The organism is Vibrio caribbeanicus ATCC BAA-2122 (assembly GCF_000165125.1).
Lineage (GTDB): Bacteria > Pseudomonadota > Gammaproteobacteria > Enterobacterales > Vibrionaceae > Vibrio > Vibrio caribbeanicus.
Window position 1 is genome coordinate 16,510 of the sequence record NZ_AEIU01000076.1, and the last position, 12,543, is coordinate 29,052.

General features: G+C 39.8%; 8 protein-coding genes. 4 read left to right on the top strand and 4 right to left on the bottom strand.

Features of this window, described 5'->3' with window-relative positions; translation table 11 throughout:
• Positions 1-125: 125 nt before the first annotated feature.
• A complete protein-coding gene (locus RH40_RS12120) occupies positions 126-485 on the top strand; it encodes a transporter substrate-binding domain-containing protein (protein WP_050790447.1) in 360 nt (119 codons plus the stop codon).
• 143 nt (positions 486-628) lie between these two features.
• On the opposite strand, the gene RH40_RS12125 is transcribed toward RH40_RS12120, so the two are convergent.
• Positions 629-1,192, bottom strand: coding sequence for a YagU family protein (locus RH40_RS12125; protein WP_009601812.1), 564 nt, complete (start codon positions 1,190-1,192; stop codon positions 629-631).
• A 512-nt stretch (positions 1,193-1,704) separates the two neighbouring features.
• Complete coding sequence (locus RH40_RS12130; protein WP_009601813.1) at positions 1,705-4,473, bottom strand: glycosyl hydrolase family 18 protein; 2,769 nt, start codon at positions 4,471-4,473, stop codon at positions 1,705-1,707.
• A 626-nt stretch (positions 4,474-5,099) separates the two neighbouring features.
• Here RH40_RS12130 and RH40_RS12135 point away from each other — a divergent pair.
• Positions 5,100-6,212: a DUF3103 family protein gene (locus RH40_RS12135; RefSeq protein WP_009601814.1), complete on the top strand. Its 1,113-nt coding sequence runs from the start codon at positions 5,100-5,102 to the stop codon at positions 6,210-6,212.
• A gap of 266 nt (positions 6,213-6,478) precedes the next feature.
• Positions 6,479-9,859, top strand: a complete 3,381-nt coding sequence (locus tag RH40_RS12140; RefSeq protein ID WP_009601815.1) for a S41 family peptidase — start codon at positions 6,479-6,481, stop codon at positions 9,857-9,859.
• A 153-nt stretch (positions 9,860-10,012) separates the two neighbouring features.
• Here RH40_RS12140 and RH40_RS12145 read toward each other — a convergent pair whose 3' ends face one another.
• Positions 10,013-10,495, bottom strand: coding sequence for an NUDIX domain-containing protein (locus RH40_RS12145; protein ID WP_009601816.1), 483 nt, complete (start codon positions 10,493-10,495; stop codon positions 10,013-10,015).
• A 13-nt stretch (positions 10,496-10,508) separates the two neighbouring features.
• On the bottom strand, positions 10,509-11,432 hold the full coding sequence (locus RH40_RS12150) for a histone deacetylase family protein (RefSeq protein WP_009601817.1): 924 nt from the start codon (positions 11,430-11,432) through the stop codon (positions 10,509-10,511).
• A gap of 412 nt (positions 11,433-11,844) precedes the next feature.
• Between RH40_RS12150 and RH40_RS12155 the strand changes: the two genes are divergently transcribed.
• Entirely contained in the window at positions 11,845-12,525 is a 681-nt protein-coding gene (locus tag RH40_RS12155) for an SDR family oxidoreductase (RefSeq protein ID WP_009601818.1), read from the top strand.
• Positions 12,526-12,543 lie beyond the last annotated feature (18 nt).

The following is a 12,543-nucleotide window of genomic DNA, read 5'->3' on the forward strand; positions in this document are numbered from 1 at the left end:
ACTCTTACCAAGTTGTTTGACGATGAAATCGGCACTGTGGCACGCTCCCAAAGGGCGAGTTGTCTTGCTTTACATGCCTCGTTACCGATTTTCAATTTAGATGACTAGATTTTCAAATCGTTGCCTTGCCTGTAAAGCAAGCCATTCTCGCTGAACCTAGCATCTTGAGGTTACTTGGGTATATACGTCGCTATAGTACATTTGATGAAGCGTTTATCGATTTATTAAACGGACGCTTAGATACCGTATTTGGTGGGACCATTGGACTAAGTGTCGGCTTCTTAGACACAGAACAAGGTAAGAACTACCACTTTAGTGGGCCTAGATTTACCGATGAAAAGTGGTTTGGTAAAGGGGTGGGCATTGCCATCAGAAAACAAGATAAAGATTTAAAAGAAAAGCTTGATAGAGCTCTGAAACAAATTATCACTGACGGTGAGCATAGTCGAATCACCAAAAAATATTTTTCTCATGAAATAATGTAATAATAATGAGATTACAGGCGTAACTGCGATGCATATACCCAAATTACTTGAAGCGACTGGATAGTGTGCTGAAGTCATTTGGGTATCGGTATACTAGAAGCACACGCCACTAGATGGAATGACATAAATTCTCAATGATAGTATTAAACATCCGCAGGCGTTTTGTGCCACCAACAACCAACAATAGGTCGAGAGAAATAAGCTAATACTGCTATCAAACTTACCTCGATCGATACCGACCAGCAAATGTGTCCAATGGTTTCACTCCAAAATTCGTAACCATTCAAATTCCAGAGCCAGCCTGTTTCTCCATCAAGATAGGCAGGATGACGAAAGCCTAAAGCTGGTATAAGTAAGCCATGCATTACAAAAGTGATCACTAGCCCATACGCAACCCCATACCAGAGTCTCACTTTAGGCCAGACTGCTGATAGAGCAATATAAACAAAAGCAAAAGCGAAACTGAATAACCAGTGATAAATCATAACAGCCCCTGGCACTGTAACTGTCTGATACACATAATCTAATGAATGGGAGTTTATTCCTAACCAACCCAACCACTGATCGATATTTTCCGCTGGGGGTGAGATCTCTCCCGGTATTCTCGGTGGCATATTGGCTTCTGTACCCGATTTGACCAGTGAGCTTATTGCCCCCCCAATTAATGTTGCCCAAAGAATGACTTTCGTGCCGATTTTATCTTTCATTGAACTATTTCCTCGCTGACGAACTCTGTTACTCTCTTATTTTCGATGTTTCGAAGTTTTTTGATCTTAATATCATGGAGTTAGCCCATAATTATATTGACTCAAAATAACGACATAAAAACGAGATGGAGTATCAGGATACACTCTAAAAAGAATAACAATTACACACTATTTAATGCTACTAAATCGTAGCATAGTACACATCTTATATTTGATTACAAATGCATCAATAAAAACTTAGCATCTTTAATATATAGAAACAGTTAGTTACCTATAAAAAAAGAATCATTGTTCTAAAACGAACAAAACAACATTCATAAATATAATCGAATTTAGACAACTCCATTGCGTGAGGATTATAAATGTGACCAGAGTCGTTAGTAAAAGATAAAATATTCTCCAATCTCATCAAGAAAAATAAAAATATCGTATCTTGAAGTCACTTGAGTATTTTTAGAGAAAAAAAAAGAAACACCCCAATTGGGGTGTTTTTTAACTGTCTCTATTTTGCTTTAAGGACACACAGCCTCACCAACGTCTTTCCACATAGGTGCTACACCAGGTTCATCGCCTTTCTCTGCATAGTATTGAGCTTGCCAATGTCTGCCATTATGGTCGACCTCATCATTGGTTGAGTAAATTGCATCTGCATTCCACGGCAGTACTTCATTAGACATTAACGTCCACTCAACAGCCGTTGCAGATGGCTCAGTCTGCGTCCAGTATTTGGCTTTGTAGACAAGAGAGTTATGGCTCACTACATCATCACCCAAATAAGTATTCCCTTGAACCCATGCTGGATATTGGTCAGCATCTGGGTCAATACCATCACATTGCTCAGGAATCAGTCGTTCAGAAACCTCGACATCCTGTGTGTACTCACCTGTAACGCCAAAGACATCTGTTACTTGAAGATTAACTTGATATTCCCCTGCATCTTGAGCTTTAAACGAAGCCGTAACACCGCGTTTTTGATCAACAGTAATGTCTGTACCATTGAAAGTGACATGCCACTGATATTGCAACTCATCAACAAGTTCATCTTTCGATGTTGATGTCATCTCAATAACATCACCTTGTTGAGCATTTTCTGGACTAACATCGAAAGACGCTACAGGCGGTTGGTTTAGGCTCGGATCGCCTTTAACTTTGGTCGTTGCAGAGCTCTCAGCTGTATTACCAAAGTGATTGGTCACAGTCACACTTGCCGTTACATCATAGCTTGGGCGATTAGCCAATTTCTCTATATCAATGGCCAAGTTAGACCCATTAATTCCTGAGCTAATTGCCGTATCACTAGGCGTAACTTGCCACTGGTAATTCAATTGCTTACTTTGGCTATCTTCTGCAATCACATTGAAATTAAACGCTTCACCAGAGCCATAAATATACTCATCCGGATTTACAATATCAGTTATGACAGGAATACTCTCATCAACTTTAAGTTTATATTTCATCGTGGCTGATGATGTTTTATTATCCGCAAATGTTACTGTGACCTTAAAGCTTGCATTTATATTTTCAACAACATCCGCTACTTTGATTTCAAAGCTTGATGAAAGCCCTTGATTCGCAGCAATGACCACATCTTTCGCATCAACGCCAGAAACTGCTTCTAAAGACCATTCAACATTCTTGATTTCCGTATTGTCATCAACCGTTGCCAACAGTTCGTAGTGACGTCCAGGCTGATATTCCGTCGTTACATCTTCAGCATGCACAGCGTGACCTGGGTCAGAGTCAATTAAGTGAGTTAGGTCATGACATTCATCTGGGGAAATAATGTTCTCACCACATGTGTTAATTATCTTGTCCATGTCAATCACTGTGTTTTCACGAGTGTAGCCAAGGCCTTCTCTTGCGGCATTAAGCATCAATCCCTCATCAGGATCACCCATCCAGTTAAAGATACCACCTAGGTTATGTTTTCTCGCGTATTGTGCTTTGGCGTAGACAGTCCTAGGCGTATCGAAAGAAACAAAAACTTGATTGTCCTTATTGTATAAATAATCAGCATTAGCTTCAGCATCCGTAAACAAGTGGTAGCCATTTTGAGGAATTAAACCATTGTTTTCATGAGGCTTTAAGTAGTTTGTGAAAATATCATTGATCTGTGAAGAGGCGCCTTCGAATGTCCCCATAACATTCTCACCTTTGGTGAAGCTGCCCTCAAGTGGACTTTTTGAAGTAATATTGGCATTGATTGCATTACGGCTGTAGTTCGCGTAACCAATTTGAATTCGTTTAGGATCGATATGTAGTTCATTAATCATATAATCAATTGACGCATCTGAGGACCAGTCTCTACTCGCATTCGACATAAGGTTTGTATGGTGCGCCAACCCTTCGGCCCATGATTCACCGAAGAAATCATAAGTCATCAAGTGAATAGTATCTACGCCTGCAGTAATTAGGTTTTGTAACTCAGCGGCATCAATTTTGTCTTGAGGCGCGCCTGAGGCAATACCAATTTTTACATCCTCACGATGAGCATTATTAAGAGCAGAACGAAGCTCGGTGATGAATTCTGCATAATTTCTCGCATCATTATCAGGGTCAAAAACATTCTCAGACGCTCCTTGGATTCCGGGATACTCCCAATCAATATCAAGTTGACTTACAAATGGGTAAGCCTCAAGGAATCTTATGAGACTCGCAATGAACACTTTGCGGTTTTCAGGTTTTACTGCATCAGAAGCAATATTTGATAAAGACCAGCCGAAAATAGAAACAGCAACTTTTGTGTCGGTTTCATCCGCGAGCTTTTTCATCACCCCGAGCATTCCCGATGGGTTTGGCTCAAGCCATTGCTTACTCCCTGATGAAATTCCAGCGGATGGAAAACCCACTTGTAAATCTGCCCAAAAGTCAGTGGTCATAATTTCAAACTTTTTAGCATTAAATTTCCCACAGTGCTCTTTTAATTTTTGCACTGCATTAGGAATTGCAGGGTCACCAATTTCAGTACCACATAAACCGAAGAACGAAAGAATTACGGTATCGTATTTAGACAAAGCCTCAATACTTGGTTTGTAGCCTTGCTGATAATGCGCCCAATTGGATAAGTAGGCAGACACAGGTGGTAAAGACTCATCAGATTTATAAGTGTTATAACGTTCTTTTGATGAGTCTATCTTAGTTTTGGTCAACCCATGGCCAGTAACCCATGGATGCTCATCGGCGTTTGCGCTTGTTATGGTTGAAGCCATAGCTCCCGCAATACATCCAGTAACAATCATTGCCCTTACGACTTTGTTTAAACGCATATTTGTTTGCTTCATTGTATTATCTCCGGTGTTTTTATGTTCAGTCAGTACGAGTAAACTTATTTATCGAACTAAATTAACTGAGAATTTTTTACCTTGCCTAAAACCATACTTGTGTGGACAAGTGGCTTATATGATTCATTGTTTTTTTTGAAAGGTAAAAAAACTAATCTTGAACTGGAATAAACGCTGTGAATTCAACTTTTTTTCAGCATTTTTAGGTAGACTTATAGAAGAAATGATAAAATTTTAACCTTATTGTTTAAATAGTCCCTCGTTAACATTGTCAAAAAAAATGGTTATTTTACATCGAAAATTAACACTAATAACAAAATAAACAATAAACAAATAAAAGGAAAATTGAGAGAAAATATAAAGCTCTGATATTAATTGATTATTTTTTTAAGATTTAATAAACAACACCTCATTAATTAAAAAAACATATTAATAGCAAAATTATTCACATTTCGAATACTTCTTAATAATCATATTTTATTCATTAATAATAAAATATCCCGCTGAGTGGTCAATTATTAACCGAATCTATATGTGTGAGCATAGCTATATTTGGTTAATTTATAGGTTGTGAACCTTAAATCTTTGGCATACAAAAATATTAAACATCAGACAAGGAAGGATGAATGACCATGCTTAAGAAGATATTTTTGACAGCTTCTTTTTTCACTAGCTTTATTTGCCACGCGGGGTCAGTTGAAGAGCTAAAGCACTCTATTGCGCAGGACATTTTTACTCATTGGAACAGTAATAAAGGTATTATTGACGAGCAGTTTAGTTTGGGAAAATTCACAGTAGATATTGATGGGCTCGTTCTATCGACTGAAACAAAATCCAAAGTCGATCAATTAGAAACAGAGATCTTAGAGCAGCGTGGACTGGATAGTGAGCTTAAAGACTTTGTGATCATTCGTATTGCAAACCCAGGCCTATATCCACTATGGCAAGCAAATATTTCTCCATTAATTGTTCCAGATGCAGATGGAAACGAAAATGAAGCAGTCAATGCTTACAACTTATTGGGAGAGACCGAAGAGCTCTCACCGACGGAGCTTCCTAATAAACCAGTGCTAGTACTTGATATTCAACGCTCAAAAATCATGCGTGAAACAGCCCGTTCAATGAACCAGATTATCCAAAAAACATTGAATAAAAGTGGGATTCGTACGGCTCTCAATGAAAATACCGAACCAGAGGAAGAGGAATTCCCAGAAGAAATCCACACTTCCGTCATCAAGAAGTTCAGAGCAGAATACATAAAAGAACTCTGGTTGCAGCCTGCCGAAGTTTACGCAATTGTCACAGGCGTATCACCATCAAGAATGGCACCACAGATTGATATCGTTGAAATGCCAGTGGTTGACTACCAAAAAATAGAGTATCCAATTAACCAAATAGCAATTTATTGGCAACGCTATCGATGGGCCGCTGCTGACATGATATTTATGGAAATGGATGACAAAGTACAATACAAAGATATTGCACAGAATCTTGTCAAAATTGCCGAAGAAGTACTTAACAATATTGAAGACCCGCGCGTACAAAAATATGCGGTGATCCCTCAAATTACTAATCGCATAATGGATGCCTTCCCGGAAAGTATGTGGGTAGATAATGATGATGTTATTGATGCAGTGTACACTATTCAACAAAATGCGACGTACACAGACCATACTGGAGCTGGTGGTAATGTCACCGTTTCGATTGAACCCTTAGTAATTGGTGAAGTTGAGCTTTAAATAGTCAAAGCAGGGCTACCCTATCTAGCCCTGCTCTATCCAGACCAGTATCACACGTGCCCCGATTCCGAGCTTGTATTCCTCTCAACATTTCCCAACACTTACCGGGACAATCGCTCTGTTCATTCTCCAGCATTTAGTTAGTAACCGTGCTCTTTTGAAAGGTAGTGCAAATAATTACACCGCAATCATTGATAAAGAAACTAAAATAAACAATAACTACCAATCATTTTTATAATACAAACTGCCAATACAAGGAAATGGACATGCTCCGACCTGTATATTTGCCTATCCTGACCACCTTGCTTTTTAGTACATTAGTGTTGGCTAATGGAGCGGAATATCTTTCCAAAAATAATGAGCCGCTGTGGCTACGTAATACTGCACTTTCTCCCGATGGAAAATATCTTGCTTTTACCTACCAAAGCAAAATCTTTCTCGTTGATAGCACCGGAGGAAGCGCTACACCCATCACCAACGGTGATTTTTATCCACACCACCTAGTCTGGTCTTCAGATAACAAAACTCTCGCTTTTGCTGCCCAACCATACGGCCATGACGATGTGTTTACATTAGAAATTGGAACTAACCAAATAACTCGGCACACTTATAACTCTTGGGATGATATTCCCGCATCATTTACTAATAACGGTCAAGGCCTTCTATTTAATACATCCAGAGTGACATCTCATCGACAAGATTTCTATAACCTTTCGAGACTTCATTTTAGCCAGCTGTATCATATTGACCTTAAATCACAAAGAGCGGCGGTAGCCATGACATTGCCGGCTAAAAATGCAATGTGGAATCAGAGCACATCTCAGTTACTTTATAACTCTCCCCATAAAGATCAAGCTTATAGAAAGCATCAACAGTCGTTCGCAGTACCCAACATTTGGCTCTTTGACAAAGCAACCAACACTCATACACGTTTGACCAATGAGCGCATTGCCGCAGAAAAACCTGTTTGGAATAGCGAACAAAACGGTTTTTTTTATCTGAGTGAGCAAAGTGGTGATTTCAACGTATGGTTCTACGATTTAGCAACTTCGCAAACAAAGCAATTAACCTTTTTAAAAGGGCACCCGGTCAGAGACCTTACCGCTGATAATGAGAATAATCTTAGCTTTTCATACAAAGGTGAGCTCTATAGATTGAACAATGGTGCAAAGTCTCCAGAAAAAATAGCGATCCAAATTAATAACTTTTCACCAAAAGAACAGAATTACTGGTACAGCAGACTCGCATCAGATTTCGTTCCTTCTGAGCAAAATGTAGAAGAAGTCTTACTCACTTCCTATGGTGACTTGTACGCATTCAATACAAAAAAATCACAGTTCAAAGCGATAACTCAAACCATCACAGAAGAAAAAGATGTCAGCTATACACCCGATGGATATGGCTCTGTCTATAGTGCATTGCGTAATGGGTTTTGGGGGATCTATCAAAGCTACTCGACCATCGATAAGGAGTTGTTGTCATCATCAATTATCCGAGAAGAGTCTCCCCTCTTGATCTCAGATAAACACAACCTTACACAACCCCAATTTTCTCCTGATGGAACCAAGTTAGCCTTTGTTGTCGATGGCAAAGCTTTACACATAATACACTTTGGCTCTTCTGACAAACATCAGTCGGAGGCTGAGTCTGAAAAAAACAACGTAGTTCAACAACAAGTAAACCAGCAAGAAAATGATATGATGGTGACAGTGGAGCCTCCTGCTAGTCAGGAAGAAGCTCAGATCGAGCCTGATATTTGGTCTGGAGAATTATCCGATCTAGGCAAGGAGCTCATTTCGGCAGAAAGCTATATCCAGGGTATTGAATTGGCCTTTGCTTGGTCCCCTGATTCGAATCAACTTGCGGTTAATTTCTTAACCTCACCCCATTTATTTCAGATACGGGTCGTTGATGTGAATGGCAATATAGCTCATGTATCTGAAAACGGTTTTGATAACTTTGCTCCAGAGTGGAGTAAAGATGGCAACATCCTGTTTTGGCAAACAACGCAATCAGGAGAGCGGTCTTCTGATGGGTTCGCAGTTAACGCTACACTTACTGGCGTTTTTGTAAGCAATATTGCCAAACAAGACTTTCAAGATTCACTTGGCCTTGAACAAACGGAACACGATGAGAGCGACAATCCCCTACCTCAACCAAAGTATATCTTTAATCAAAATAGTATTGAGTATCGCAAGGCCTTCCAGCTACCAAGCTCTGGCAACTATATTGATGCACATTTATCTGGCGATGACCTTTTGGTCATTGAGGAGACGAAAACTCCATCCGGAGAATACACAACCAAAGCTTTTATTTATAATATTAGAACCGGTGAGTCACACCCCCTGTTCCACGGCTACCCCATAGCAAAAGAGACCTATATTACCGAAGATCAGAGCTATATCTATTTACTGACCGACGATGATATTATTGAAATTAGTGCTGATTCAGGAGACGCCTCTTACTTTGCGCTTAATATACCGATAAATTTTGATAGGACTTCAAGGAGAAAAGCCGCGTTTGATGAACTTATTCTTCAAACACAGGAACAATTTTATCGCCCAGATATGAATGGCGTTGATTGGAATGAGCTATCTAAACAATACGCCAAGTTTTTACCACATATCAATAATGATATAGATTTAACAATACTACTGAAGGAACTCGCAGGTGAACTCAATGTATCTCATACCAACGCTGATCACTTTGTTTGGAACCAGAAACATACAGATGAATCTGCTGTACTTGGCCTTATATTAAATGAACATGTCCTTTCAGAGAAAAACAATGCAAGACCGCTTGTAATCGCCGAAATCCTACCTGGTGGTCCCTTTGATAGAGAAGATACGAAGATAAAACCTGGAGACAGGATCGTAGCGATAGATGGTAAAGCTGTGTCTAACCTTGCACAATTATCTCAAGCGCTGAACCATAAAGTAGACGAAAAAGTGATTGTTGGTTTTGAAAATAACAGCCAGGAATCATGGCAGAAAAAAGTCACCGCCATTTCTTTGCAACATCAAGCAGATCTGATAGATAAAAGATGGCAGGTATTGAGAAGAGATTATGTGCTTGAGAAGAGTGATGGAAAAGTAGGTTATGTGTATTTATCAGACATGAATTTAGCCAACTTTGAGCACTTATTTGCAGAAGCACTTGGTCGACTGAAAAATACCGAAGTTCTCATTCTCGACATACGCTTTAATCGAGGAGGTTGGCTAGCCAATACACTCATTCAGTTTCTAACCACCAGAGAAGTCGCCGTGTTGGCTCCTTCAAAAGGGAAACCAAGCTCTGAAGCCAGCAGCATGGGTTGGGTAAAACCATCGGTAACTCTTATCAATGCATGGTCGTATTCCGACGCTTCAGTCTTCGGTCAGTATTACATGGATCTAAATGTTGGCCCAATAATAGGTGAACCCGTCCCCGGTACTGGAACAGCAGTCAAATATATACAACCACATACTTACCCAGATATCATCTATAGCTTTCCATATTTACCAGTAAAGAAATCATCTGGTGAATACTATGAAAATTTAGAACTTATTCCTGACGTTAAAGTTTTGAGTCATCCTGAGGATATTGCAAATGGGATCGACACACAGCTCGATAGTGCAATTGAAGTAGCACTGTCGCAGGTGAAATAAGATCAGGAGAAAGCTTTTACAAGTGGAGCACTAAGCTGTTTTCTATCAAACAATGTAAACAGCAAGTTCCACTTATTTTGTTACGAAGTGACTTGGATATAAAATCCTATCATTGATGACAATAAGGCATTTGGAAAGTTGATAAAATGTTCATCATAGAATATTGACGTCCTCATTTTCTCCTTGCACATAGCCGCCTAAATGAGTAGAGAAGCGCCCATCTTCAATTCTTCTTAACACGGTTTTTTCAAGTTGACTCGGATACGTCCGCAATGAGTGCAGAGTAGACACAGGTATCCATTCGACACTTTGAATATAATTCTCATCATTAAGTCCTGCGAGAGAGTCAGTGCTTGGTTCCCCCTCAAAGGCTGTTATTAAATAAAACAACTCGACATTGTAACGCTGTTTGTTAGTTTCTAGGAATTCTCGGACACAAATCAGATCACCAACCTCTACGTCCAAATCCGTTTCTTCTTTAAACTCTCTAACAAGGCAACCTTTAGTACTAACATCTTCCCTTTCCAAGCCTCCTCCGGGTGGAATCCAATACTCACCACTAAAGTCTCTTACCTTGATTAACAAGATACAGTCATTTTTTAATAAAATACCAGCAGAACGAATACGATGTTGCATTGAGGCTCTCTGTTCAGTTTCCAAATACGGTTAGCGATGCTCTGACTAATTGTAAATGAATTGGCACTAAGTCACTATGGTTACTTCGATATCCTCCGCCAACGACACAAGCAATGGGAAGATGATATCTTTTAGCGAGATTAAACATAAAAACATCTCTTTTGTAGATCGCCCCTGTAGAAACATCCAAGTAACCAAGCTCATCATCAGTATGAATATCAACACCAGCATCATATAAAATGCAGTCGGGTTGATGCATGTGAACCGCCATTTCAACAATGGATGTAAAAGAGTTTAAGAATTCATCATCTCCCGTATCTCTGCAAAACGGAACATCCAAATCAGATTCTGGCTTTCGAGCCGGGAAGTTTTTATCGCAGTGAAACGATAAAGTCACAATCCTCTCATCACCATTACACAAGCTGGCTGTACCATCGCCATGATGAACATCACTGTCAACGATCAACACTTTACCGATGCCTTCAAGTTGTAATGCTGATCTTGCGGCTAAAACGAGATCATTGAATAAACAGAACCCACTACCAAAATCATAGTGTGCGTGGTGATACCCACCACTCAAATGCACAGCAACACCGTGCGAGAGGGCCTGCTTGACTGTCTCACAGGTCCCTCCTGCCGATGTCAATGTTCTTTTTATTAATTGCTCACTCCACGGAAAGCCAATCCGACGCATTTTGGCTCCAGGTAACGTTCCGCTTGCAAGCTGGTTTACAAATGCTTCGTTATGAACTTTTTCAACATCATTCAGAGTCAAAGGAGTGGGCTCAACAAAATGAAAATTCTGCCTCCAACTAGGTTGTTCATTACACCTTTCCTCAATCGCGTCGAATAATAAACGATATTTATTGATCGGGTAACGGTGCCCCTCTGGTAACGGAAGTTGTGAATAAATAGGATGGTAAATCAGCGGAATCATCGTATTTTTAACCCATGAGAAATATATTCAAGTAACCTCAAAATACTGAACTCAACGAGATTGGCTTGCCTTAAAGATAAAGGCAACGATTCGAGGGCCTCATATTCTAAGTTAAGAGTCGGTATCAACGTTGTAGAACCACTTAGGTATAATATCAGCTATGATTGCACTTTATAAGTGAAATACCATAAACCCAAGTTACAGGTTCAGCGAGAATGGCTTGCTTGACAGGCAAGACAACGATTTGAAAATCTAGTCATCTAAATTGAAAATCGGTGACAATGAATGTAAAGCGAATACGATTTAAATCAGTTGATTACACTCACATGAATTAGCGGTAGTGATGCAAACTTACCTCGACTTTGTTAGTTTATCGTCAACCAATCAACGTCAATTCAATAGGTCATCAATAATGAAAACAGTATTAATTACAGGTGCCAATCGCGGTATCGGCCTCAAGCTCACCCAATTGTATCTTGAAAACGGCTGGCAAGTGCATGCCACATATCGAGAAGAGCAAGGTGCAAAGCAATTATTTGAGCTGAAACGAGACAACCTACATTGTCATCAACTCGACGTTACACACTATGACAAACTACCTCAATTTACCGCAAGCCTACCAACCATAGATTTATTGATAAATAATGCAGGTTATTATGGCCCAAAAGGAACAGGATTTGGTGATACTCAAGTAGAGGAGTGGCGTAAAGTGTTTGAAGTTAACACCATAGCTCCTCTTAAATTTATCGAAGCTCTGTACACTAACATGCGTCATAGCTCGTATAAAAAGGTCGTGTGTATATCGTCAAAAATGGCAAGTATGGAAGACAATACATCTGGAGCTGCTTACATCTATCGGTCCTCAAAAGCCGCACTCAATTCAGTGGTTAAAAGTCTAAGCCACGACCTTGCTCAGGATGGTATTACGGTACTCGCATTACACCCGGGGTGGGTTCAAACCGATATGGGCGGACCCAATGCGCTACTCGATACCACAACTTCAGCTCAAGGACTTATGGATGTTATCGAGCGAGCAGATATATCAAGCACAGGAAAGTTCTTAAATTACGATGGAACCCCATTGCCTTGGTAAGGCAGACCCGATTCTCTG